This window comes from Frateuria sp. GZRR33 (genome assembly GCF_051900425.1).
In the GTDB taxonomy this organism is placed as follows: domain Bacteria; phylum Pseudomonadota; class Gammaproteobacteria; order Xanthomonadales; family Rhodanobacteraceae; genus Frateuria_A.
Window position 1 is genome coordinate 340550 of sequence record NZ_JBHZGK010000002.1, and the last position, 23427, is coordinate 363976.

At 69.1% G+C, this 23427-nt stretch carries 23 protein-coding genes; 20 read left to right on the forward strand and 3 right to left on the reverse strand.

The features are described from left to right. Positions 1-8: 8 nt before the first annotated feature. The 3 genes from flgM to ACFWZU_RS03940 all read right to left on the reverse strand — a co-directional run bounded on the left by flgM (position 9) and on the right by ACFWZU_RS03940 (position 2433). Complete coding sequence (flgM, locus tag ACFWZU_RS03930) at positions 9-335, reverse strand: flagellar biosynthesis anti-sigma factor FlgM (RefSeq protein ID WP_439700098.1); 327 nt, start codon at positions 333-335, stop codon at positions 9-11. Positions 336-433: 98 nt separating this feature from the next. Beyond that, positions 434-1129 (reverse strand): flagellar basal body P-ring formation chaperone FlgA, encoded by a 696-nt coding sequence (flgA, locus tag ACFWZU_RS03935; RefSeq protein WP_439700099.1) that lies wholly within the window; start codon positions 1127-1129, stop codon positions 434-436. Further along, complete coding sequence (locus ACFWZU_RS03940; protein ID WP_439700100.1) at positions 1129-2433, reverse strand: methyl-accepting chemotaxis protein; 1305 nt, start codon at positions 2431-2433, stop codon at positions 1129-1131. Before ACFWZU_RS03940 ends, flgA begins: the two co-directional genes overlap by 1 nt. 347 nt (positions 2434-2780) lie before the next feature. Between ACFWZU_RS03940 and ACFWZU_RS03945 the strand changes: the two genes are divergently transcribed. The 20 genes from ACFWZU_RS03945 (at position 2781) to fliF (ending at position 23421) form a co-directional block, all read left to right on the forward strand. Continuing rightward, a complete protein-coding gene (locus ACFWZU_RS03945) occupies positions 2781-3710 on the forward strand; it encodes a chemotaxis protein (RefSeq protein WP_439700101.1) in 930 nt (309 codons plus the stop codon). 221 nt (positions 3711-3931) lie between these two features. After that, complete coding sequence (gene flgB / locus ACFWZU_RS03950; RefSeq protein ID WP_439700102.1) at positions 3932-4336, forward strand: flagellar basal body rod protein FlgB; 405 nt, start codon at positions 3932-3934, stop codon at positions 4334-4336. Further along, complete coding sequence (gene flgC, locus ACFWZU_RS03955) at positions 4336-4758, forward strand: flagellar basal body rod protein FlgC (RefSeq protein ID WP_439700103.1); 423 nt, start codon at positions 4336-4338, stop codon at positions 4756-4758. The genes flgB and flgC overlap by 1 nt, the downstream gene beginning before the upstream one ends. Before the next feature lie 9 nt (positions 4759-4767). Continuing rightward, the gene (locus ACFWZU_RS03960) at positions 4768-5412 is read left to right on the forward strand and encodes a flagellar hook assembly protein FlgD (RefSeq protein ID WP_439700104.1); all 645 of its coding nucleotides are present in this window, start codon (positions 4768-4770) and stop codon (positions 5410-5412) included. Positions 5413-5431: 19 nt separating this feature from the next. Further along, positions 5432-6652 (forward strand): flagellar hook protein FlgE, encoded by a 1221-nt coding sequence (gene flgE, locus ACFWZU_RS03965; protein WP_439700105.1) that lies wholly within the window; start codon positions 5432-5434, stop codon positions 6650-6652. A 21-nt stretch (positions 6653-6673) separates the two neighbouring features. After that, positions 6674-7414: a flagellar basal-body rod protein FlgF gene (gene flgF, locus ACFWZU_RS03970; RefSeq protein ID WP_439700107.1), complete on the forward strand. Its 741-nt coding sequence runs from the start codon at positions 6674-6676 to the stop codon at positions 7412-7414. 17 nt (positions 7415-7431) lie between these two features. Next, complete coding sequence (gene flgG, locus ACFWZU_RS03975) at positions 7432-8217, forward strand: flagellar basal-body rod protein FlgG (RefSeq protein WP_439700108.1); 786 nt, start codon at positions 7432-7434, stop codon at positions 8215-8217. Positions 8218-8229: 12 nt separating this feature from the next. Continuing rightward, positions 8230-8907, forward strand: a complete 678-nt coding sequence (gene flgH, locus ACFWZU_RS03980) for a flagellar basal body L-ring protein FlgH (RefSeq protein WP_439700109.1) — start codon at positions 8230-8232, stop codon at positions 8905-8907. 365 nt (positions 8908-9272) lie between these two features. Continuing rightward, positions 9273-10355 carry a flagellar basal body P-ring protein FlgI gene (locus tag ACFWZU_RS03985; protein ID WP_439700111.1) on the forward strand — a complete coding sequence of 361 codons (1083 nt, stop codon included), beginning with the start codon at positions 9273-9275 and terminating at the stop codon, positions 10353-10355. Positions 10356-10373: 18 nt separating this feature from the next. Further along, positions 10374-11471 (forward strand): flagellar assembly peptidoglycan hydrolase FlgJ, encoded by a 1098-nt coding sequence (flgJ, locus tag ACFWZU_RS03990; protein WP_439700112.1) that lies wholly within the window; start codon positions 10374-10376, stop codon positions 11469-11471. 216 nt (positions 11472-11687) lie between these two features. Then, positions 11688-13559 carry a flagellar hook-associated protein FlgK gene (gene flgK, locus ACFWZU_RS03995; RefSeq protein WP_439700113.1) on the forward strand — a complete coding sequence of 624 codons (1872 nt, stop codon included), beginning with the start codon at positions 11688-11690 and terminating at the stop codon, positions 13557-13559. Positions 13560-13564: 5 nt separating this feature from the next. Then, on the forward strand, positions 13565-14758 hold the full coding sequence (gene flgL / locus ACFWZU_RS04000) for a flagellar hook-associated protein FlgL (RefSeq protein ID WP_439700114.1): 1194 nt from the start codon (positions 13565-13567) through the stop codon (positions 14756-14758). 184 nt (positions 14759-14942) lie between these two features. Further along, positions 14943-16346 carry a flagellin N-terminal helical domain-containing protein gene (locus ACFWZU_RS04005; protein WP_439700115.1) on the forward strand — a complete coding sequence of 468 codons (1404 nt, stop codon included), beginning with the start codon at positions 14943-14945 and terminating at the stop codon, positions 16344-16346. A 68-nt stretch (positions 16347-16414) separates the two neighbouring features. Then, on the forward strand, positions 16415-17812 hold the full coding sequence (gene fliD, locus ACFWZU_RS04010) for a flagellar filament capping protein FliD (protein WP_439700116.1): 1398 nt from the start codon (positions 16415-16417) through the stop codon (positions 17810-17812). Between the two features lie 16 nt (positions 17813-17828). Beyond that, positions 17829-18239 carry a flagellar export chaperone FliS gene (fliS, locus tag ACFWZU_RS04015; RefSeq protein WP_439700117.1) on the forward strand — a complete coding sequence of 137 codons (411 nt, stop codon included), beginning with the start codon at positions 17829-17831 and terminating at the stop codon, positions 18237-18239. Next, positions 18236-18514, forward strand: coding sequence for a flagellar protein FliT (locus tag ACFWZU_RS04020; protein WP_439700118.1), 279 nt, complete (start codon positions 18236-18238; stop codon positions 18512-18514). Before fliS ends, ACFWZU_RS04020 begins: the two co-directional genes overlap by 4 nt. A gap of 348 nt (positions 18515-18862) precedes the next feature. Next, a complete protein-coding gene (locus ACFWZU_RS04025; protein WP_439700119.1) occupies positions 18863-19417 on the forward strand; it encodes a PilZ domain-containing protein in 555 nt (184 codons plus the stop codon). Between the two features lie 380 nt (positions 19418-19797). Further along, positions 19798-21225 carry a sigma-54 dependent transcriptional regulator gene (locus tag ACFWZU_RS04030; protein ID WP_439700120.1) on the forward strand — a complete coding sequence of 476 codons (1428 nt, stop codon included), beginning with the start codon at positions 19798-19800 and terminating at the stop codon, positions 21223-21225. A gap of 151 nt (positions 21226-21376) precedes the next feature. Continuing rightward, on the forward strand, positions 21377-21700 hold the full coding sequence (gene fliE / locus ACFWZU_RS04035) for a flagellar hook-basal body complex protein FliE (protein WP_439700121.1): 324 nt from the start codon (positions 21377-21379) through the stop codon (positions 21698-21700). 47 nt (positions 21701-21747) lie between these two features. Further along, positions 21748-23421, forward strand: a complete 1674-nt coding sequence (fliF, locus tag ACFWZU_RS04040) for a flagellar basal-body MS-ring/collar protein FliF (RefSeq protein WP_439700122.1) — start codon at positions 21748-21750, stop codon at positions 23419-23421. Positions 23422-23427: the final 6 nt, after the last annotated feature.

Sequence of the window (23427 nt, forward strand, 5' to 3'; positions counted from 1 at the left end):
ACGTGCGGTTACGGCTTCGCCGGGCCGGCGATCTGCGCGTCGAGCGCGATCATCTTGTCGGCGATGGCGGCCGGATTGACCTGGTAGCTGCCGTCGGCGATCGCCTGGCGGATCTTCTCCACCCGCTTGGCGTCGATCGCGGACTGGCCATCCACCTTGGCGGCATCCTGCAACGCGCGCGCCGAGTCGGTCAGGCGGACGCTGTCGTCCTTGCCCGGCACGCTGGCGGGAGCGTCGGTCGCGGCGTTGCTGCTGCCGGCGGCGGCACCGTTGGCCTGGTTGCCGGGTGCCTGGGGCAGGAGCGGCAAGCCGTTGTTGGAAATGGTCGTGTTCATCGGTCCTTCTCGAGTCGGTTAGGCCCTGTCCCTTGGGGAATCGGCCGGGCTGGAGAAAACTTTAGTGCTTTCGGGAACATCGGTTTTCGGCGACCGTTCTAAGGTAGCGCCACGACCACGCCGGGGCCGCGCACGACCGCGTCCACCACCCGGCCGGAGCTGCCGTTGCGCACCCGCAGGCGGGCCCCTGCGTCGCCACTGCCCAGCGCCACGCCGTCGGCACGCACGGCGATCCCGTCCAGTTCGGCCACCAGCTGCACGTGGTCGCCCGCGCGTACCGTCTGCCGTCCGCCCAACGCGCCGGGCGTGAGCACGCTGCCGGCGGCGACCGGGCGCGACAGGCTGCGCTCGGCCACCTGGTCCAGGCCGCCGATGTAGCCGTAGGGCAGGCGGGTGACGTCGCGCTCCTCGCTGCGCACATCGGCCGCCACGATGCCGTCGCCGCGGATCAGCGGCCGGTTGGCCACCAGCACCTGGCGCCAGACCTTCAGCGTCACCGGTACGCGCAAGGTCCAGCCATCGGCGGTCGGGCAACGCATCAACACGCTCAACCGCGGCGTCATGCGCAGACCGCCGGGCAGGCTGGCGGTGAGCGGCATGGCGCAGTCGGCGATATGCAGGCGAGGGTCCAGCGCCTCGGAGGCCACCTCGACCCGGCTGGCCGGCGCGGCGTATTGCTGTTCGACGAAGCGCTCGGCCTGGGCGCGCAAGTCCGCCTCCGACAGCGGCGCGGCGAGGGCCGGCAGAACCGTCCCGAGCAGCGCGAGCAGCAGGCAGCGGCGCGCCAGGCCCATCAGGCCTCCGCCAGCAGGGCGGCGAGCTGAGTGACCAGTGCCTCGCGTTCGGATTCCAGCCGCTGGCTGAGCTGCTGGGCCTGTTCGACCTGGCCGTTGCAGAGCAGGCCGACGAAGGCATTGCCGTGCTCGGACAGGCGCGCGCCGGCTTCGCTGAGGGCGTTGGCGGCGGGATGATCGGGGTGCTGGGCGGCCAGGCGGCGCACGGTGCGGTCCAGCGCGTCGGTGTCGAACCAGCGGCGGTCGAGCGCGCCCGGTTCGAGCAGCGCCAGGTCGGTCGCCTGGCGGAGGCCCTGGGCCGATTCGCGCACGGCCAGGCTGAGGCTCGCCGGGTCGTTGCCGGCTTCCTGTTCCAGCCAGCCCAGCGCCAGACGGTGGGCGAGCAGCGCGGCGCGGCTGAGCGCCTCGCTCTGCCGGCGCGCTTCGGTGCTGCGGCGCTGCAACGCGCCGAGCGCCGCCTGCGCAGCAGCCGCGCGGGCCTGCTGCACGTCCTGGCCCTGGCGCAACTGGGCGACCTTCTCGCTGGCGCCGGCAAGCGCCTCGGCGCTCTTGCCCATCGCGCCGTTGGCCTGGCTGACGCCGGACTGTGCGTGCTCCAGGCGCTGCATGCCCTGCTGCACGTCGACGTCGAGCTGCCGCGAGAAGTCACCGATGGAGCCGGTGACCGTTTCGATCTCGGTGGTCGCCTGGGTGGTCTTCTCGGCGAGCTGCTTGACCTCGTCGGCGACCACGGCGAACCCGCGCCCGGCTTCGCCGGCGCGCGCCGCTTCGATCGCCGCGTTCAGTGCGACCAGATTGGTCTGGTGGGCGATTTCCTGCACCACGCCGGTGAGCTTGCGGATCTGCTCGACCTGCTCGGCCAGGCGGGCCTGGTTGCGGTTCATCGCCGACAGTGCGCTGCGCAGCAGGCGCAGCTGGCCATCCAGCTCGCTGACGCCGGCGCTGCCGGTCTGGCGCGCCTGCTCGACCTGCGTCAAGGCGGTGGCGACCTGCTGCAGGGCCGTCGAGATTCCGGCGCTGGCGTCCGTCAAGCGGCCGACGCCGTCGCGGCTTTCCTGGGTGGCCTTGTCCAGCGACGACTGTTCGCGCCCCAGCAATTGCGCGGCGGCCAGCACCAGGCCCTGCTGTTCCAGGGTCTGCAGCGCCAGCACCGACGGCTGGCCGGCGTCCAGGCGGGCCAGCAGCGGGGCCAGCGCGCGGGCGACCGCCGGGTGCTGGTGCGACAACTGCGCGAGGCGGGCCTCGTCGCCAGCGGCGGCCGCTTGGACCAGCGCGGCCAGGGACTGGCTACGGATCAGGCTCATGTGGATTGCGGTTCCTGCGGATGAATGTTCATGACATCGTCTGGATGCGTCGAAACTTGAACAAGCAATGCGTGTGCCAGTGCCGACTTTGCGTCCCCGCCTGTGTGGAAGCGCCGCTCTGTTCCTTCCCCCGCGGGCGGGGGAAGGTGCCCGAAGGGCGGATGGGGGAAGTCTTGCGGGGAGCTCACCGGACAACCCGCCCAGGAGCGCCCCCATCCGCCTGTCGGCACCTTCCCCGTGGAACGGGGGAAGACGCGGGTGGGATGCGCGCATCGAGAGACGACCTCAAGCGCCGGGACAGGCGGCCGATACGCGGGGGCCTAGTCCTTACTTTGCTGGAGACATGCATGGCCGGCGCGCTGCTGGAAAACGTCGAACGCCAGACCCGCCTGGCCGGGCACAACCGGGTGGCGATGCTGCTGTTCCGCCTGGGCGACGCGCAGTTGTTTGGCATCAACGTGTTCAAGGTGCGCGAGGTGCTTCGCCGGCCGCCGCTGGAACGCATGCCCGGTGCGCACGCGCTGATCGCCGGCAGTTGCGACTACCGCGGGCAGACCATCCCGGTGATCGACCTGGCCGCGGCACTGGGCTATCCGGCGCTGATCGAGGAGCCCTCCGCGCACCTGATGGTCACCGAGTTCAGCCGCACCGTGCAGGGCTTCCTGGTGTCGGACCTGAAGAACATGGTCCATTGCGAGGGCGAGTCGCTGGTCGCGCCCAGCGCCGCGCTCGGCTTCGGCCCGCGCGTCAACGCGGTGACCCGCATCAACGGCGCGCTGGTGGCGGTGGTGGACGTGGAGCACGTGCTGGCGAGCATCGATGGTGCGCCCGGCGAGCTTTCCACCCAGATGCAGCGGGCTGCCGGCGCGCACACGCTGCGTCCGCGCCGCGTGCTGGTGGCGGACGACTCGGTGGTCGCGCGCCGCCGGCTGATCAGCATCTTCCAGCAGATGAACATCGAGTGCGTGGTGGCTCAGGATGGCCGCGAGGCGCTCGACCGCCTCACCGAGCTGGCCGAAGGGGAGCCGGAGGAGGGCGTCAATTTGGTGGTGTCGGACATCGAAATGCCGCGGCTGGACGGTTACGCGCTGACCCGCGCTATCCGCGAAACGCCCACGCTGCGGCGGCTCAAGGTCGTGCTGCACAGCTCGCTGAGCGGCCTGTTCAACGAAGCGATAGTGCGCGAGGTCAATGCCGACCGCTTCATCGCCAAGTTCCAGCCGGACCTGCTGGCGCAGGCGGTGATCGACCTGCTGCCACAAGAGGGCGAAGGCTGACTCTCCCTGTAGGAGCGCACTTGGGCGCGACCCGGGTGCACGGCGGTCGCGCCCAAGTGCGCTCCTACAGGGGGTACACGTGGGTGTCGGAAATCCGACTCTGCCCGTAAACGAAAATCCGGCTCAACGCGCCAGGCCAGCTCCAGCAAGGCTTCGCGCCCCCATGGCACACAACTTGCCTCCAGCCCCGTGCGGACACATCGACCGCGCGGAGGCAAGCGATGAGCCAATCCATCGACAACCTGTTCGGCATGCACACCGGCGCGCTTGCGCTGTGGCAGCGCCGCACCGAAGTGCTGGCCAGCAACCTGGCCAACGCCGACACGCCCGGCTACCTCGCGCGCGACGTCGACTTCCGCAAGGCGCTCGCCGCTGCCGGCAGCAGCGGCGACGGCAGCCTGCCGCTGGCCGCGCCGACCGCCGGCCAGATCGATCCGGTCGCCCAGGCCCGCGACACGCTCGCCTACCGCGTACCGACCCAGCCGAGCATGGACGGCAACACCGTCGACGCGCAGCAGGAGCAGGCCGCCTTCGCCGCCAACAGCGTCCACTACCAGGCGAGCATGGCCTTCATCACCGCGCAGATCCGCATGCTGCGGACCGCGATCACCGGAGGCCAGGGCTGATGTCGCTGTTCAATGTCTTCAACGTCGCCGGCTCCGGCATGGCGGCGCAGTCCACCCGGCTCAACACCGTGGCCAGCAACCTGGCCAACGCCGACAGCGTGGCCAGCTCGCCTGACGCCGCCTACCGCGCCAAGGAGCCGCTGTTCGCCGCGATCCGCAATGGGCTGAACGGCCAGCCGGCCGACGCCGGCAGCGACGGCGTCAAGGTGCTCGGCGTCACCGAAAGCCCCAACGCCATCACCAGCCGCTACGAGCCGGGCAACCCGCTCGCCGATGCCGACGGCTACGTCTACCAGAGCAACGTCAACCCGGTGGACGAGCTGGTCAACATGATTTCCGCCTCGCGCTCCTACCAGAACAACGTCGAGGTGATGAACACCGCGCGCCAACTGATGCAGAAGACGCTGGACCTCGGGAAGTAAGGAGCGGCCATGAGCGACCTCGCCATCAATTCCAGCAGCGCCGCCGGCGCAGCCAGCGCACTCGGCCAGACCAAGACGCTGAGCCAGTCCGATTTCCTGAGCCTGCTGATCCAGCAGATGCGCAATCAGGACCCGACCCAGCCGATGGATTCCTCGCAGATGGTCAGCCAGCTCGCGCAGATCAACCAGGTATCGGCCACGCAGAACCTGCAGACCTCCTTCGACGCGCTCGCGCAGTCGATGCAGGGCAACCAGTTGCTGCAGGCCTCCAGCATGGTCGGCCGCGACGTCACCGTGCCGTCGCCGGTCGGTCGCCTGCAGGGCGGCAGCCTCGATGGCGCGGTCAACGTGCCGGACGGCGGCGGCCGCACGCTGGTGCAGATCGTGGACAACGCCGGCAACGTGGTTCGCACGATCGACCTGGGCACGCAGACCGCAGGCCTCACCGATTTCCACTGGGACGGCACCGGCAACGACGGCCAGCCGCTGCCCCCGGGCACCTACGGCCTGGCTGCGCAGACCGGCAACACCGCGGTGGCCACCTATGTCACCGGCAAGGTCGCCGGCGTGGGCATGACCAGCGCCGATGGCGCCTATCTCGACGTGGACGGTTTCGGCGGCGTGCTGCTGAGCCAGGTCGCGCGCGTCAACTAATTCATCAGGGGAAACACCGATGGCTTTCAATATCGCGCTGAGCGGCCTGAACGCGGCCTCCAAGGACCTCGAGGTCACCGCCAACAACATCGCCAATACCGGCACGACCGGCTTCAAGGGCTCGCGCGCAGAGTTCGCCGAGCTCTACAACTCGGCCGGGCGCAACCTCTCGGCGACCGCCATCGGCAGCGGCGTGCGGCTGGCCGACGTGGCGCAGCAGTTCGCCGCCGGCAACGTGGAGAACACCGGCAACAGCCTGGACTTCGCGATCAGCGGCGACGGCTTCTTCACCATGCGTGACGGCAAGGGCTACTCCTACACGCGCGCCGGCGCCTTCAACCAGGACAACAACGGCTACGTGGTCAACACCAGCGGACAACACCTGCAGGTGTTCCCGCCGGCCGGCAACGGCTTCGACACCAGCACCATGGTCGACCTGCAACTGACCAACGCGCAGAGCGCGGCCAAGGCCACCGGCAACGTCGAGATGTCGCTCAACCTGCCGTCCGATGCGACCGCGCCGACCACCACGCCGTTCAACCCGACCGACGCGCTCAGCTACAACCAGGCCACGCCGTTCACCGCCTACGATTCGCTCGGCGCCACCCACAACGGCACCGTCTATTACGTCAAGGGCGCCGCGCCGAATACGTGGAACGCCTACCTGTACGTCGATGGCGTCTCGGCCGGCGCACCGCAGACCCTTTCCTTCAACACCAGTGGCGCGCTCGCCACCCCGGCCGGTGGCAAGCTCAACTTCCCCGCGCTGGCGGTGACCCCCGGCGCCGATCCGCTGACGCTGTCGATCGACGTCAACAAGGTCACCCAGTTCGGCAACGCCTACGCGCTGAGCTCGATCAACCAGGACGGCTACCCCAGCGGCACGCTCTCGGGCATCGACGTGTCCAGCGAAGGCGTGGTGCAGGCGAAGTACTCCAATGGCCAGGCCGTCTCGCTGGGCCAGCTCGCGCTGGCCAACTTCAACAACCTGCAGGGCCTGCGCCAGCTCGACAACACCGGCTGGGCGGCCTCGTTCGATTCCGGCACCGCGATCATGGGCGTGGCGGGCCAAGGCACCTTCGGCGCCGTGCAGTCCGGCGCGCTGGAAGCGTCCAACACCGCGGACCTCACCGCGCAGCTGGTGAACATGATCAAGGCGCAGCGCAACTACCAGGCGAACGCGCAGGTGATCTCCACCGACGACAAGCTGACCCAGACCATCATCAACATCCGCAACTGACGCTGACGTCCGAGGCCTCGCATGGATCGTTCGCTTTACGTCGCCATGACCGGCGCCACGCAGATGATGCGGGCGCAGACCGAAGTGGCGCACAACCTCGCCAACGCCGACACCGTCGGCTTCAAGGCGCAGATGTCGGCCTTCCAGGCGCTGCCGGTGCAGGGCCCGGGCATGCCCACGCGGATCAACGGCGTGGCGCAGGGCGAGGGCGTGGACCTGCGCTCGGGCGCCGAGATCCAGACCGGCCGCGAGCTCGACGTCGCGGTGCAGGGCGAGGGCTGGATCGCGGTGCAGGCGGCGGACGGCAGCGAGGCCTACACCCGCGCGGGCAACCTGCAGTTGACCCCCGACGGCCTGCTGACGGACTCGCGCGGCAATTTGGTGCTCGGCGACGGCGGCCCGATCAGCCTGCCGCCCGCGACCCAGGTGAGCATCGGCAACGACGGCACGGTCTCGGTGGTGCCGACGGGCCAGGGTCCGGAAACGATCGCCTCGGTCGGCCGCCTGAAGCTGGTCAACCCGCCGGCGAACCAGCTCGCGCTGGGCAGCGACGGCCTGATGCACCTGGCCGGCGGCGCCACCGCGCCGACCGATCCGGCGGTGGGCATCAAGTCCGGCGTGCTCGAGTCGAGCAACGTCAATCCGTCGCAGACGCTGGTGCAGATGATCGAGCTTTCGCGCCAGTACGAACTCCAGGTCAAGGCGATCAAGAACGCCGACGACAACGCGCAGTCGGCGACCCGCCTGCTGTCGCTCACCTGATCGATTAGGAGACAACCATGTTCTCTTCCCTGTGGGTCGCCAAGACCGGTCTGGATGCGCAGCAGACGCGCATGGACGTGGTCTCGCACAACCTCGCCAACGCCAACACCACCGGCTTCAAGAGCTCGCGCGCCTCGTTCCAGGATCTGGTCTACCAGAACCTGCGCCAGCCCGGCGGCCAGACCACCGAGCAGACCAACGCCCCGTCCGGCCTGATGCTGGGCACCGGCGTGCGCGTGGTCGGCAACGAGAAGCTGTTCACCCAGGGCAACATCGAACAGACCGGCAACTCGCTGGACCTGGCGATCCAGGGCCGCGGCTTCCTGCAGGTGACCCAGCCCGACGGCACCATCGCCTACACCCGCGACGGCTCGCTGCACATGGACCAGAACGGCCAGGTGGTCACCGCCAACGGCTATGCGGTCGATCCGGCGATCACCATCCCGGCCAACGCCCAGTCGATCACCATCGGCAGCGACGGCACGGTCAGCATCACGCTGCCCGGCCAGGCCGCGCCGCAGCAGGTCGGCACCGTGCAGCTGGCCGACTTCATCAATCCTGCAGGCCTGCAGCCCAACGGCGACAACCTGTACCTGGAAACCGCCTCGAGCGGCTCGCCGCAGATCGGCCAGCCGGGCCTCAACGGCCTGGGCACGCTGGCGCAGGGCGCGCTGGAGTCGTCCAACGTCAACGTCGTCGAGCAGATGGTCGACATGATCGAGACGCAGCGGACCTACGAGATGAACTCCAAGGCGATCTCCGCGGCCGACCAGATGCTGCAGTTCCTCACCAACAAGACCTGAGCGTAAGCCGCGATGAGCCTGTTCCGCCTTCCCACCGCTGCCCTCGCGCTGTCGCTGCTCGCCGGCTGCATGGCCATGCCCGCACGCGACGACGGCGAGTGGGCACCGACCCCGCCGATGCAGCCGGAGGTCGCCGCCGCCCCTGCCGACGGCGCGATCTACCACGACAACCAGAACATGGAACTGTTCTCCGATGCGCGCGCGCACCGGGTGGGGGACATCCTCACCATCGTGCTGGTGGAAAGCACCCAGGCCAGCAAGAAGGCCAGCACCAGCACCAGCAAGAAGGACAAGGCCGACGTCGCCGCGCCCACCATCATGGGCAAGGACCTGACCATCAACGGCAACCCGCTGAGCGTGGGCCTGGACAGCGAACGCAACTTCGACGGCAGCGGCTCGTCCAGCCAGTCCAACCAGCTCACCGGCCAGATCACCGTCACCGTGGCGCAGCGGCTGTCCAACGGCAACCTGATCGTGCGCGGCGAGAAGTGGCTGACCATCAACCAGGGCCAGGAGCTGGTGCGCATCGCCGGCATTGTGCGCCCGCAGGACATCGGCCAGGACAACACCGTGGCTTCGACCCGCGTCGCCGACGCGCGCATCAGCTACACCGGCCGCGGCACGCTGGCCGATGCGAACACGCGCGGATGGCTGTCGCGCTTCTTCAATTCCAAGTGGATGCCGTTTTAATGAACTCCGCTGCCGGCAAGAACCGCCATCTGAACGCCGCGGGCAAGTACGAGGGTGCGAACCCGCATGGCACCTTCGCCCCTTCTCCCCGCCGGGGAGAAGGTTGGGATGAGGGGCGGGTGCTCGCGGGGAGCCAAGCTCCCTCTCCCCTTCGGGATGAGGGGCAGGTACTCGCGGGAAACAAGGCGCCCTCTCCCCTTCGGGGAGAGGGCTGGGGTGAGTGGACGATTGTCGCGAGCGGCGCACGTATGGCGCGCTCTGCTTTCGCTTCCTTCAAGCATCGCCTGATCAACCTTTTCCGCAAGAGCGGCCCCTCACCCCAACCCTCTCCCCGGAGGGGAGAGGGAGCTGGTGCGTGGCTCGCCTTGGGGATTGCGCTCAGCCTTCTCGCTGCCCCCGCCCACGCCGACAAGATCCGCGACCTGGCCTCCGTCGGCGGCGTGCGCTCGAATCAGCTGATCGGCTACGGCCTGGTGGTGGGCCTTGATGGCTCCGGCGACCAGACCACCCAGGCCCCGTTCACCACGCAAAGCCTGGAAAACATGCTCCAGCAATTCGGCATCACGGTGCCGCCGAATGCACGCCCGCAGCTGAAGAACGCGGCTGCGGTGACCATTACCGCCGAACTGCCTCCGTTCGCCAAGCCCGGCCAGGTCATCGACGTCACCGTCGCCTCGATCGGCAACGCCAAGAGCCTGCGCGGCGGCGAACTGCTGATGTCGCCCCTGCGTGGCGCCGACGGCAACGTCTATGCGATCGCGCAGGGCAGCGTGGTGGTCGGCGGCATCAGCGCGCAGGGCAAGAGCGGCTCCAGCGTGCAGGTGAACATTTCCGCCAGCGGCCGCATCCCCAACGGCGCCTCGGTCGAGCGCAGCGTGCCCAGCGCATTCAGTGGCGCCGGCGACCTGATGCTCAATCTCAACACCCCCGACTTCACCACCGCCGCGCGCGTGGCACAGGCCGTCAACACCGCCTTCGGCGCGGGCACCGCCACGCCGGTCGACGGCGGCACCATTTCCGTGCGCGGCCCCCAGGACCCGGCGCAGAAGGTCGCCTGGCTGGGCATGATCCAGAACCTGGACGTCACGCCCGGCGATGCGCCGGCGCGCGTGGTGGTGAATTCCCGCACCGGCACCGTGGTGATCGGCTCGGACGTCAAGGTCACCGCCGCCGCGGTGGCGCACGGTGCGATCCAGGTCACCATCAGCGAGCAGCCGCTGGTCAGCCAGCCGCAACCGTTCTCGCGCGGCCAGACCGCGGTGGTGCCAAGTTCCGACGTGCAGGTCAGCGAGGACGGCGCGCACATGTTCAAGTTCGGCCCGGGCGTGAGCCTGGACACGATCGTGCGTGCGGTGAACCAGGTCGGGGCAGGTCCGAGCGACCTGATCTCGATCCTGCAGGCGCTCAAGCAGGCTGGCGCGCTTCATGCAGAGCTCGTGGTGATCTAGCCCAAGCGCGACGGAAACATGACGCCCGCCAACGCCTCCCTGCCGGCACTCGACACCTGGACCGACCTGTCCGGGTTCAACCAGTTGCGCGCGCAGGCCAAGGGCGACGACAAGGCGGCACTGCCGAAGGTCGCGAAGCAGTTCGAGGCGATCTTTACCCAGATGATGCTCAAGTCGATGCGCGAGGCGAATGCCAGCTTCGGCGACAACGACGTCGGCGACAGCCAGCAGGGCAAGGCCTACCGCGACCTGTTCGACCAGCAGCTTTCGCTCTCGCTCTCGCAGGGCAACAACGGCCTGGGCATCGCCCGCATGCTGGTGCGCCAGCTCGGCGGCAAGGACGCCGAGCCCAAGCCCGCGCCGACGACGGACAACCAGGCGCTGCTCGCCAGCGTCGCCGCCGGCGCGCTGCCGGGCACTGCGGCCGCCAGCCTGTTCGGGCCTCTCGCGGCGGGCGCCGAGGCCGGTACCCGCGCGCTGCTGCACCTGGGCGAAAGCGCGGCCGGGCAGGGCGACGGACGGTTGCCGCTCACCGCCGACGCCAACCCGGCGCAGGGCTGGCGCACCACGCTCGGCGAGCTCGCCCAGGGCGCGGTCAGCGTGATCAGCAAATTCGTTCCGGGCGATCCGGCCGGCTTCGTGCGCGCCATGGCGCCTCACGCGCAGGCGGCCGCCGACAAGCTCGGCGTCTCGGTGCGCGCGCTGCTGGCGCAGGCCGCGCTGGAGACCGGCTGGGGCAAGCACCTGCCGCATCGGCACGACGGCTCCAGCAGCTTCAACCTGTTCGGCATCAAGGCCGGCGGCAGCTGGGACGGCGACAAGGTCAGCGTGCCCACGCTCGAGTACGAGGGCGGCGTGGCGGTACGCAAGCGCGACAACTTCCGCGCCTACGACAACCCCTCCGAGGCCTTCGCCGATTACGCGCGCATGCTGGCGGACAACCCGCGCTACGCGCAGGCGCTGGGCAAGGGCGAGAACATCGCCGGTTTCGCCCATGCGTTGAGCCGCGGCGGGTACGCCACCGACCCGTCGTACGCGGCCAAGATCACCGCCATCGCCAACAGCCCGCAGATGCGCGAGGCGCTGGCGGCGCTGGACGCGGGGACGTTCAAGTGACGCGTCAAGTTGCCGTCACAGGGGGCATGACGCGTGCCTCCCCGCAAGGCTTCCCCCATCCGCCCTTCGGGCACCTTCCCCCGTGGGACGGGGGAAGGATTCGAAGTGCGACCTACCGAGCCTTCCCCCGTTCCACGGGGGAAGGTGCCGACAGGCGGATGGGGGAGGCCTTGCCCCGCCCCCCGCGCCCGCGCGTCACCCGAACGGAAAACCTCCATGGCTGACCTGCTTTCCACCGGCGTTTCCGGCCTGCTCGCCGCCCAGGTGGGCCTGAGCACCACCGGCCACAACGTCTCCAACGCCAACACCGACGGCTACAGCCGCCAACAGGTGACGTTCGCCGCGCGCGCGCCGCAGGCCGAAGGCCGCTACTACGTGGGCACCGGCGTGGATACCCAGGCGGTGCAGCGCGCCTACAGCCAGTACCTCAACACTTCACTGTGGTCGGCGTCCTCATCCAAGGGCCGCGCCGACGCCTACCAGGCGCTGACCGACCAGCTCAACAACCAGCTCTCCGGCAGCAGCAACCTGCAGAGCTCGCTGGACACCTTCTTCGGCGCCGTGCAGGACGTGGCCAACGCACCGGCCGACGCCTCCGCCCGCGGCGTGCTGCTCGCGCGCGCCGGCGCGCTGGCAAGCACCTTCCGCGCGCTGTCGGGCCAGTTCAGCAGCCTCGATGGCCAGGTGCAGCGCCAGGTGACCGACACCGTCGCCTCGATCAACAGCGACAGCGCCGCGATCGCCAAGCTCAACGAGCGCATCCGCTCCTCCAGCGGTGCCGAACCCTCCGACCTGCTCGACCAGCGCGACGCGCTCATCAGGAAGCTCTCGGGCGAGGTGGGCATCAGCGTGGCCACGCAGAACGACGGCACGCTGAGCGTGTTCATCGGCAATGGCCAGGCGCTGGTCAGCGGCACGCAGTCCTACGCATTGGGCACGTCCCCCAACAGCTACGACGCCACCCGACTGGAAATCGTCGACAAGGGCACCGGCGCGGTGCTGAGCGGGCGCATCGGCGGCGGCACCCTCGGCGCGCTGCTGGACTTCCGCAGCAACGTGCTCGATCCGGCGCAGAACCAGCTGGGGCGCGCCGCGCTGGCGATGGCCGACGCGTTCAACGCCCAGCACGCGCAGGGCGTGGACCTCAATGGCCAGCTCGGCGGGGACTTCTTCACCGTCGCCGGCCCGACCGTGCAGGCGGCCAGCGGCAACGCCGGCAGCGCGACGATCTCGGCGGGCATCACGGACCTCGGCGCGCTGGGCAGCCAGGACTACACCCTGTCGTTCGACGGCAGCGCCTGGAACCTCAAGGATACCAGCGGCGCCGCGGTCGCGATGACCGGCACCGGCACGGCCGCCGACCCGTTCGTCGCCGCGGGGCTCAGCTTCGCGGTGGGCGGCGGCGCGGCCAGTGCGGGCGACAGCTACCGCATCCAGCCAAGCCGCAACGCGGCCGGCAGCGTCGCCGTGGCGATCACCGATCCGAACAGGATCGCGGCCGCCGTGCCCCTGCTCGGCAGCGCGGCCAGCGCGAACACCGGCAGCGGGAGCATCGGCGCCCTCACCGTCGCCGACGGCACCGATCCCAACCTGTTCACCGCGTCGAACATCGTGTTTTCCTCACCGACGAGCTACAGCATCGACGGCGGTCCGGCGCAAACCTTCACCGCCGGCACGCCGATCGTGCACAACGGCTGGAGCCTGACCCTGGACGGCGCGCCGGCCGCCGGCGACAGCTTCGGCGTCAAGGCCAACGCCAACGCGCGCGGCGACAACGCCAACGCGCTCAAGCTCGGCGCGGTGGCCAACCTGGGCGTGCTCGACGGCGGCGCCACCAGCGTGGGGCGTGCCTATGCCCAGCTGGTCGGCCAGGTCGGCAGCGCCGGCGCGCTGGCCGACGACGCGGCCGCGACGCAGACCGCCGTGTACAACCAGGCGATGGCGGCGCAGCAGAGCGTCAGCGGCGTGAACATGGACGAGGAAGCGGCCAACCTGGTGCGTTACCAGCAGGCCTACCAGGCATCCGCGCAGATCATCAGCGCCGCCAACACCGTGTTCAACGCGCTGCTCGGCGCGTTCAAGGGATAAGAGCCATGCGCGTCTCCACCAGCTGGATGCAGCAGCAGTCGGTCAACACCATGATGGACCGGCAGGGCGACCTGTCCGACATCCAGACCCAGATGGGCACCGGCAAGCGCATCAACCAGCCCTCCGACGATCCGGTCGGCGCCGCGCGCGCGGTCGAGCTCACCCACCTGGACGCCGACACCGCGCAGTACCAGCGCAACATCACTTCGGCCAACGCGCGGCTGGGGCTGGAGGACCAGACCCTGTCCTCGGTCGGCAACGTGCTCGACCGCATCCGCACGCTGACCCTTCAGGGCATGAACGCCACGCAGACCGACGAGTCGCGCTCCGACATCGCCGCCGAAATGGTGCAGCTGCGCAGCCAGCTGCTGGGCATCGCCAACGGCAAGGATTCCCAGGGCGACTACCTCTTCGCCGGCAACCGCACCGGCGCCGCGCCGTTCGCGTCGCAGGCCGGTGGCGTGAGCTACGTGGGCGACGAAGGCCAGCGCATGGTCGCGGCCGGACCCGGCCTGCAGGTCGCCACGGGCGATCCGGGCAGCAGCATCTTCATGAACATCCCCACCGGCAACGGCACGTTCGTCGTCGGCGCCGCCGCCGGCAACACCGGGACCGCGGTGGCCGGCGCAACCAGCGTGACCGACGCCAGCGCGTGGAACGGCGACACCTACCAGATCAGCTTCACGGCACCGGATGCATACGAAGTGCGCGACAGCGGCGGCACGCTGGTGGCCAGCGGCGCCTACGATACGCAGAAGGGCGGCATGGTCGCCTTCAACGGCGTGCAGGTGGCGTTCTCCGGCGCGCCCGCCGCCGGCGACAGCTTCAGCGTCGCGCCATCATCGACGCAGAGCGTGTTCGACACCATGGACGCGATCATCGCCGAGTTCACCCGTACCAACAGCGGCGGCACCGACGCACAGAACGCGCTCAACGGGCAGCTCGCCAACCTGGACCAGTCGATCGGCTCGCTGACCCGCGCGCGCGCGGCGGTCGGCGCGCGCATGAACGCACTGGACCAGCAGCAGGCGCTCAACGACGACCTGACGCTGCAGTACAAGACCGCGTTGTCGGACGTGCAGGACCTCAACTACTACGACGCGGTGAGCAAGCTCAGCCTGCAAAGTTCCGCCCTTCAGGCGGCGCAGATGACCTTCAGCAAGCTGCAGAACCTGTCGTTGTTCGACTACATCAAGTAGTCCCGGCGGGGCCGCGCAAGCGGTTCCGTGCATGCATCAGGCCATCGAAGCAAAAAAACCCATTGACCTGCTCAAGTTTCCATGATCGACGTCGAAACAGGCTCTGAGGCGGCGGTGTACCAACCGGCATCCCGCTGACAACCACCGCCGACAAACGGCAACGACCCGATACGGAGCAAATCCCATGGTCATGAGCGTTCTCACCAACATCAGCTCGCTGAATGCCCAGAACAATCTGGCGAAGTCGCAGAGCAAGCTGTCCACCGCCATCGCCCGCCTGTCCTCCGGCATGCGCATCAACAGCGCCAAGGACGACGCCGCCGGCCTCGCGATCGCCACCCGCTTCACCACGCAGATCAACGGCCTGAACCAGGCGGTGCGCAACGCCAACGACGGTATCTCGCTGTCGCAGACCACCGAGTCGGCGCTGGACGAAGTCACCAACAACCTGCAGCGCATCCGCGAGCTGGCCGTGCAGTCGGCCAACGCGACCAACTCCGACTCCGACCGCTCCGCGCTCGACGCCGAAGTGCAGCAGCGCCTGGCGGAAGTGACCCGCATCTCGCAGCAGACCACCTTCAACGGCCGCCACGTGCTGGACGGTTCGTTCGGCCAGGCCGCCTTCCAGGTCGGCGCCAACGTCGGCGAGACCATCTCGGTCGACCTGACCAAGGGCACCCGCGCTTCGGACATCGGTGCGGTCGCCTCGCAGGCCTCCGACGTCAGCGGTGCGTTCACCACCGCCGGTACCGCGGCAACCAAGGGTTCGGTCGCTGCAGGCACGGTCGCTGATCCGACGGCCAACGTAAAGTTTTCCATTGGCGCCACGAACGTGGACGTCACGGGCGCCACCGACATCAATGACCTTGCCACGCAGGTCAATACGCAGCTTGCCGTTGACGGCAAATACACCGTGAGCGTGTCCGGTAGCGGCCTCAAGATCGATGCAGTTACCGCCGGCGCCGACCCGATGACGGTCAGTGGTCTGACCGGCATCACGTTCGGTTCCGCCACTGCCGGCACCGCTGCTGTTGCGGGTACCCCGACCAGCCTTACTTTGGCCGCCGGCGACTTCAGCATCAACGGCACCGACATCACCGGTACCTTCAAGGATGCCAAGGCGCTCGTCGACCAGATCAACAGCTCGGGCATCAGCGGCGTGTCGGCCTACATCGACGACGCCGGCAAGCTGGCGATCGACTCGCAGGACGACCTGGTGCTGGGCGGCAGCAACACCACGCTGGGCTTCACCGCTGGTACGACGGCCGCCGCGGGCGACCTGACCACCGCCAACGTGAAGACCGTCGCCGGTGCGAACGAGACGATCAACCGCATCGACTCGGCCCTGCAGTCGATCAGCTCGATCCGCAGCGACCTGGGTGCGGTGCAGAACCGCTTCGACTCGACGATCGCCAACCTGCAGACCATCTCGCAGAACCTCGATTCGTCGCGCAGCCAGATCCAGGACGCCGACTTCGCGGCCGAAACGGCCAACATGTCCAGCGCGAACATCCTGCAGCAGGCCGGCGTGTCCGTCCTGGCGCAGGCCAACTCCACCACGCAGAGCGTGCTGAAGCTGCTGCAGTAACAGCGGCGACAACCTGAGGAGGCGGCCGTGGCGACACGGCCGCCTTCCCTTAAAAGGATTCCAAGACCATGGCCATCACCGTCGGCTCCACCAGTTCCTCCAGCGCGCTGTTCTCCGCCGCGGGCATCGGATCCGGACTCGACGTGGATACCCTGGTCAGCCAGCTGGTGGCGGCCAAGAAGAAGCCCCAGCAGGATCAGATCGACAACCAGACGAACAAGGCGCAGACGCAGATTTCGGCCCTGGGCCAGGTCAGCGCCGTACTTGCGGCATTGAAATCGGCGCTCAGCCCCCTGAGCGATGGCAGCGCCCTGGCGGCGCACTCGGTCGCCGTCGGCGACAGCGACGTGCTGTCGGCCACCGCCCGCACCGGCGCGGTCAACGGCAGCTACAAGATCCAGGTGACCAAACTGGCCGGTGCCATGAAGGCCTCGTCCGGCGCGTTCACCGACAGCGACGCGGCGGTCGGCACGGGCACCCTGACCATCGCCGTTGGCGACAAGCAGATGAGCCTGGACATCGACACCGATCACGCCTCGCTGGCGCAGATCCGCGATGCGATCAACAAGTCCCCTGACAATCCGGGCGTCAGCGCCACCATCGTCACCGGCACCGACGGCGCGCACCTCGTGCTGCGCGGCACCCGCTCCGGTACGGACAACGGTTTCAGCGTGAGCGCGAGCGGCGGCGACGGCGGCCTGTCCGCGCTGGGCTACGACCCGAACGCCACCTCCGGCAACGGTCTGACCGTCATCGACCCGGCGCAGGATGCCGAGTACACCATCGACGGGCTTCCCGGCCACAGCGCCGGGAATTCCATCAGCACGGCGATCGACGGCCTGACCCTCAACCTGGCGGCCGAAGGCACCAGCACCGTCACGGTCAGCAGCGACACCGCCAAGGCGACCAGCGCGGTCACCAACCTGGTCGACACGTACAACAGCTTCGTCGGCATCTACAAGAATCTGACCCGTTACGACGCGACCACCCAGACCTCCGGCGCGCTGATCGGCGATGCCACGCTCAACAGCATCAAGAGCACGCTGGCGGCCGTCATGGGCGGCGTCGCCAACGGTGCCACGCTCAGCGACATCGGCGTGAGCCTGCAGCTGGACGGCACACTGAGCGTGGACAGCGGCAAGCTGAGCGGGGCACTTTCCGGCGGCGGCGCGGCGGTGTCGTCGCTCTTCGGCGGTGACGGCGGCCTGGCCGGCAAGCTCGGCAGCGCGCTGGACAAGTGGGTTGGCAGCGACGGCATCCTGGAAACGCGCACCGACAACCTCAACAAGCAGTTGTCCGACCTGGACGACCGCCAGAGCGAACTGGACAGCCGCATGCAGGCGCTCACCACGCGCTACACGCGCCAGTTCAGCACGCTCGACACGCTGCTCACCAAGCTCAACAGCACCAGCAGCTACCTCACCCAGCAATTCGACGCGCTCACCGCGGCGAACAAGAACAAGTAGACGGAGGAATCCCACCATGGCATTCGGACAGGGCGCCAACGCCTACCAGCAGGTCCGCTCGCACGGCGGCGTCGAATCGGCCGATCCGCATGGCCTGATCACGCTGCTCATGGACGGCGCGCTGGAGCGCCTGGTCACCGCGCGCGGCCACATGCAGCGCGGCGAGATCGCGCCCAAGGGCGAGGTGATCGGCCGCGTCATCGAGATCGTCGGCGGACTGCGCGACGCGCTCGACCCCAAGGTCGAGACGCCGCTGGTCGGCCAGCTCGACCAGCTCTACGACTACATGAGCCGGCGACTCCTGCACGCCAACCTGCGCAACGACGTCGCGGCCCTGGATGAAGTCGCCGCGCTGCTGCAGAAGATCCGCAACAGCTGGGTGATGGTGCCGGTGGAGGCCCGCCGGCCCGCCGGCGCCGCCGCATGAACGAGGCACTTCCGCTCGCGGTCACGCTGACCCACGCCATGCTCGAGGCGGCCCGCGCGGGCGATTGGGAGCAGGTGGTCGCGCTGGAAGCCGAGCGCCATCCGCTGGTCATGCAACCGGTGGCCGGCGACGAGGACAGCGTGCGCCAGCTTGGCGAACTGCTGGCAATGGATCGCGAGCTGGGCGTGCTGGTCACCCACGCACGCGACCAGGCCGGCGAGCAGTGGCAGGCGGGACAGGACCGCGCCCGCGCGATCGCCGCCTACGGCGGCTAGGGTCTTTGCTCCCTCTCCCCTCCGCGGAGAGGGCCGGGGTGAGGGGTCAAGGCTGGCGGGGAACTCCATGAGAGAGCCTTGCTCCCTCTCCCCTCCGGGGAGAGGGCTGGGGTGAGGGGCCAAGGCTGGCGCGGAAATCCGTGCGGGCCAGATCAGGTCTAGTTGTCGGGACGAACATCAGGTGGGGCTCGAACGGCTCCCCGCGAGCCGCGGCCCCTCACCCCAACCCTCTCCCCGGAGGGGAGAGGGAGCCATCGCCGTCCTGCGGACGAGCGTGATTCCATAGGAGCCCACGGGCCCGCAGCTTGCATACTCACCGCCGATGAAAGCCTCCGTCGGAGAAACGACATGACCGCCAGCGCCTGGGACGAGTTCGAGCAGCGGCTTGCCTGCGAGGACAGCTGGCATGCGGACAGCCAGGCGCTTGCCTGGCCGCTCCCCGAAGGGCTCGCCCCGCGTCTGGCCGAGCGCAATACCGCCGCGCTCGCTTCGGTCGCCGCACTGGAAGAGCGCCGTGCCGACAGCAACGACGACGACAGTCCGGTGATGCAGGAACTGTCGAGGCTGGATGCCAAGCTCAATGCGCTGATCGACATGATCAACCGCGTGGCGACCCCGGCCGACGCCCTGCCGCCCCGCCAGGCGTTGCGCTTCAACGCGATCGGCGCGGTCTTGCCGCCGGCGCTGGTGCCGGCCGGCGATGCGCTGCTGCTGCGCCTGCGCTTTGACGCCTGCCCCGGCATGCCGCTGGAGTTGCCCGCGCACCTGGAGCGCCGGTTCCCCGACGGCAGTGCGTTCGTCGCGTTCCACGCACTGGGCGATGGCGTCGCTGCGTCACTCGAACGGTTCGTGTTTCGTCACCACCGACGCAAAGTGGCAGGTGCGCGCCAGGCCGGTGCGTGACCGCCTGTCGGCACAGCGTGAAGCCGTCCGCGGCCCACTCGTGAAGTACTTCACAAAACCACGACATCCCGCGCCGACCGTTTGACGGTCCGCGGGGCGACGGTGTCGTGCCGTGTCACCCCGCCGGCGGAGGTCCCGGCGCCGGCAAACCGTCGCCGTTGCTCAGTTCCTCCGTAACGTCCTCTCCACACGATCGTCACATGTGACGCTTTGGGGCCACTCGCCCGTCCGCGGACAGCGGCAAAGCTTGCCAACGCTGGCCTTCTTCTTGCTCCTTCCCTCGCGTGACCGGTGACGGAAAGCCGGCGGTCCAAGAAATACGAACACTGCAGGACAGTCGGCGGTTCGTCGTTCAAAGCGTCAAGGCAGAGGGCATAACAATGAGCAAAGTCGATTTCCTGGTGATCGAGTCGAACGAGGCGCGTGCCGAATCCATCCTGTCGGCGCTGCACTTTCTCGGTTACCACCCGCAGCGGGGCGACGATTGCACCGCGGTGGAGGAATCGACCCACGCCTGGCGCGCCGTCTACGTCGGTACGGTCGAGGACGCTGCCGAAGCCGAGCGCCAGTTCGCCCTGCTGGGCGATGCCGCCAGCCACGTGCCGGTCTTGCTGGCCAGCGACTCGGCCTGGGCCGCGCGCCTGTGCGCCGCCAGCTCGCCGTTCGCCGCCCGCATCGGCATGGTCGAGTTCCCGCTGCGCTACGAGCAACTGGCCGAGGTCATGCGCAGCCTGTACGCCCGCCTGCTCGGCGGCCGTCGCGGCGAGCTGCGCTTCGTCGGTGAATCCGCACCGATGCGCCGCGTCAACGCGCTGATCCGCCAGGTCGCGCCGTTCGACTCGTCCGTGCTGGTGCTGGGCGAGTCCGGCACCGGCAAGGAGATGGTCGCGCGCACCATCCATGAGTGTTCGCCCCGTCGCGACAAGCCGTTCGTGGCGATCAACTGCGGCGCGATCCCGGCCGAGTTGCTGGAAAGCGAGCTCTTCGGCCACGAGAAGGGCGCCTTCACCGGCGCGATCAGCACCCGCAAGGGCCGCTTCGAGATGGCCGAGGGCGGCACGCTGTTCCTCGACGAGATCGGCGACATGAGCCTGACCATGCAGGTCAAGCTGCTGCGCGTGCTGCAGGAGCGCGTGTACGAGCGCGTCGGCGGCAACAAGACCCAGCGCTGCGACGTGCGCATCATCGCCGCCACCCACCGCAACCTGGAGCAGGCGATCGCCGAGGGCAAGTTCCGCGAGGACCTGTTCTACCGCCTCTCGGTGTTCCCGCTGGAGATGCCCGCGCTGCGCGAGCACCTGGACGACCTGCCGGTGCTGATCAACGAGTTCAACCAGCGCCTGGCCCGCCGCGGCCTGGGCAGCGTGCGCTTCTCCGCCGGTGCGGTGAACGCGCTGCACCAGTACGCCTGGCCGGGCAACGTGCGCGAGCTGTGCAACCTGGTCGAGCGCCTGGCGATCCTCTATCCGCACGGCGAGATCCGCGCCAGCGACCTGCCCGAAAAGTACCGCGGCCGCCAGGCCGTGGAGGAAGTGCCGGGCGCCTCGCTGCTGGCCATGATGGACGGCGCGCCGATGCCGGCGTCGATGGCCGCCGCCGTGGCGGTCGCCCCCGACGCCACGCTGCTGCCCGAGGGCGGGCTGGACCTCAAGGACCACCTGGCCGACATCGAAGTGGGCCTGATCCGTCAGGCGCTGGACGTCACCGGCGGCGTGGTCGCCCATGCGGCCAAACTGCTGCACATGCAGCGCACCACGCTGGTGGAAAAGCTGCGCAAGTACGGGCTGCAGAACAGCCTGGCGGCCTGATCGACGCGTCGATCGGCGAGGGTCCATCGGGAATCGTTGCCCGCGCAGGGTGTGCGCCTCTTCGATTCCCATCCCCACGGGCGATTCCCGCTTCTGGCACACCTCGTGCAGTCACCCCCCTTAAGAACCCGCCACGCGCCGGAAACCCGACATGAGCACCATCGACGTCAACAACCTGCTCGCCCAGATGCGCCAGCTTTCCAGCCAGGTGCGACCGGCGGAAACCGCATTCAGGGCGGCGCCGGCGGCGAAGGCGGACTTCGGTGCGCTGCTGAGGGAATCGATCGGCAGCGTGGGGCAGAGCCAGCAGCAGGCCGGACAGATGGCGGCGGCGTTCGAGCGCGGCGATCCGGGCGCGGACCTGGGCCGCACGATGGTGGCGATCCAGAAGGCCGACCTCTCGCTGCGCACGATGACCGAAGTGCGCAACAAGCTGGTCGATGCCTACAAGGAAATCATGAACATGCCGGTGTGAGCACCGGCCTGACGTTCTCTCTCCCGCTTTACGGATGATTCGTACCCATGGCTGACAACGCCATCGCCACCACCGACAGCCCGGCCAATCGCTTCGACCTCAAGCAGCTCGCGCGCAGCCCCGCCTCGCGCCAGTTGCTGCTGCTGGTCGGCATGGCCGCGGCCGTGGCGCTCGGCGTGGCAGTGGTGCTGTGGTCGCGCGGTCCCAACTGGGGCCTGCTCTATGCGGGCCTGGGCCAGCAGGACGCCGCCGCGATCACGCAGGCGCTGCAGTCCACCAGCACGCCCTACAAGCTCAGCGACGACGGCGGCTCGATCATGGTGCCGGCGTCCGACCTCGCCGCCGTGCGCCTGCGCCTGGCCGGGCAGGGCCTGCCGCAAGGCACCGCGACCAATTCCGTGCCCCAGGCCGATTCGCCCTTCGGCATGAGCGATCTGGCCGAGCGCACGCGCTATCAGCAGATGCTCGAGACCGACCTGGGCAACACCATCGGCAGCCTGCAGGGTGTGCGCGCCGCGCGCGTGCACCTGGCGCTGGCCAAGCCGTCGGCTTTCATCCGCGACAGCCGCGAGGCCAGCGCCTCGGTGCTGGTCACGCTCTATCCCGGTCGCCAGCTCGACGCCAGCCAGGTGGCGGCGATCGTGCACCTGGTCGCCGCCTCGGTGCCGGACCTCGATGCCAAGCAGGTGTCGGTGATCGACCAGCAGGGCCAGCTCCTGACCGGCAGCGACCCGGACAGCGCCGCCGCCGTGGGCGACAGCCGCCTGCGCCTGGCCACGCGGATGGAGAACAGCTACGCGCAACGCATCGAGGAGCTGCTCACGCCGCTGGTCGGCCCGGGCAAGGTGCATGCGCAGGTGTCGGTCGACCTGGACTTCAGCGCCACCGAAAAGGCCAGCGAGACCTTCGACCACGACCATCCCGCGCTGCGCAGCGAGCAGACCAGCAGCGAACGCCACGCCGATGGCAGTGCCGCCGACGGCGGCGTGCCCGGTGCGCTCAGCAACCAGCCGCCGGTGATGGCCGCGCAGCCGACTGCCGCCAACCCCAACGCCGGCGGCAAGGCTGCGGTCGCGCCAGCGGCCGCCACCGCGCAGACCAGCACCGGCGACAGCTCCTCCAGCGCCACCCGCAACTACGAACTGGACCGCACCATCAGCCACACCAGCGACCCGGCCGGCCGGCTGGCGCGCCTGAGCGTGGCGGTGGTGGTCGACAACAAGACCGTGAGCGGCCCCAAGGGCGACACCAGCGTGCCGTTCACCGCGCAGGAACTGGACCACCTGACCCAGCTTGCCAAGAACGCGGTCGGCTTCGATTCCTCGCGCGGCGACAGCGTGAGCGTGATCAACCAGGCCTTCCGTACCGCGCCGGCGGCCGATGCGCCCGAACAGCTGCCGCTGTGGCAGCGTCCCGGTGCGCTGGACCTCATCAAGCAGGCGATCGGCGTGCTGATCGCGCTGATCGTCGCGTTCGGCCTGCTGCGCCCGTTGCTCAAGGGCCTGCTGCGCAGCGCGCCGCAACCGGCGCTGGCCGCGGCCGGCCACGTGCCTACGGTTTCGGTGCGGATTGCCGATGACGATGACGAGGGGAACCGGCTGTCGGGCCCGCAGGTGATCGGTTATGAGCAGAAAGTGGGCCTGGCGCGACGCATGGTCAGCGACAACCCCAAGCAGGTGGCGCAGGTGGTCAGGAACTGGGTCAGCGAGGACGGCGGCTAAACGTCG

Coding starts and splice junctions, on each gene's coding strand:
- flgM (WP_439700098.1), bottom strand. CDS start 335: ATGAACACGACCATTTCCAACAACGGCTTGCCGCTCCTGCCCCAGGCA.
- flgA (WP_439700099.1), bottom strand. CDS start 1,129: ATGGGCCTGGCGCGCCGCTGCCTGCTGCTCGCGCTGCTCGGGACGGTT.
- ACFWZU_RS03940 (WP_439700100.1), bottom strand. CDS start 2,433: ATGAGCCTGATCCGTAGCCAGTCCCTGGCCGCGCTGGTCCAAGCGGCC.
- ACFWZU_RS03945 (WP_439700101.1), top strand. CDS start 2,781: ATGGCCGGCGCGCTGCTGGAAAACGTCGAACGCCAGACCCGCCTGGCC.
- flgB (WP_439700102.1), top strand. CDS start 3,932: ATGAGCCAATCCATCGACAACCTGTTCGGCATGCACACCGGCGCGCTT.
- flgC (WP_439700103.1), top strand. CDS start 4,336: ATGTCGCTGTTCAATGTCTTCAACGTCGCCGGCTCCGGCATGGCGGCG.
- ACFWZU_RS03960 (WP_439700104.1), top strand. CDS start 4,768: ATGAGCGACCTCGCCATCAATTCCAGCAGCGCCGCCGGCGCAGCCAGC.
- flgE (WP_439700105.1), top strand. CDS start 5,432: ATGGCTTTCAATATCGCGCTGAGCGGCCTGAACGCGGCCTCCAAGGAC.
- flgF (WP_439700107.1), top strand. CDS start 6,674: ATGGATCGTTCGCTTTACGTCGCCATGACCGGCGCCACGCAGATGATG.
- flgG (WP_439700108.1), top strand. CDS start 7,432: ATGTTCTCTTCCCTGTGGGTCGCCAAGACCGGTCTGGATGCGCAGCAG.
- flgH (WP_439700109.1), top strand. CDS start 8,230: ATGAGCCTGTTCCGCCTTCCCACCGCTGCCCTCGCGCTGTCGCTGCTC.
- flgJ (WP_439700112.1), top strand. CDS start 10,374: ATGACGCCCGCCAACGCCTCCCTGCCGGCACTCGACACCTGGACCGAC.
- flgK (WP_439700113.1), top strand. CDS start 11,688: ATGGCTGACCTGCTTTCCACCGGCGTTTCCGGCCTGCTCGCCGCCCAG.
- flgL (WP_439700114.1), top strand. CDS start 13,565: ATGCGCGTCTCCACCAGCTGGATGCAGCAGCAGTCGGTCAACACCATG.
- ACFWZU_RS04005 (WP_439700115.1), top strand. CDS start 14,943: ATGGTCATGAGCGTTCTCACCAACATCAGCTCGCTGAATGCCCAGAAC.
- fliD (WP_439700116.1), top strand. CDS start 16,415: ATGGCCATCACCGTCGGCTCCACCAGTTCCTCCAGCGCGCTGTTCTCC.
- fliS (WP_439700117.1), top strand. CDS start 17,829: ATGGCATTCGGACAGGGCGCCAACGCCTACCAGCAGGTCCGCTCGCAC.
- ACFWZU_RS04020 (WP_439700118.1), top strand. CDS start 18,236: ATGAACGAGGCACTTCCGCTCGCGGTCACGCTGACCCACGCCATGCTC.
- ACFWZU_RS04025 (WP_439700119.1), top strand. CDS start 18,863: ATGACCGCCAGCGCCTGGGACGAGTTCGAGCAGCGGCTTGCCTGCGAG.
- ACFWZU_RS04030 (WP_439700120.1), top strand. CDS start 19,798: ATGAGCAAAGTCGATTTCCTGGTGATCGAGTCGAACGAGGCGCGTGCC.
- fliE (WP_439700121.1), top strand. CDS start 21,377: ATGAGCACCATCGACGTCAACAACCTGCTCGCCCAGATGCGCCAGCTT.
- fliF (WP_439700122.1), top strand. CDS start 21,748: ATGGCTGACAACGCCATCGCCACCACCGACAGCCCGGCCAATCGCTTC.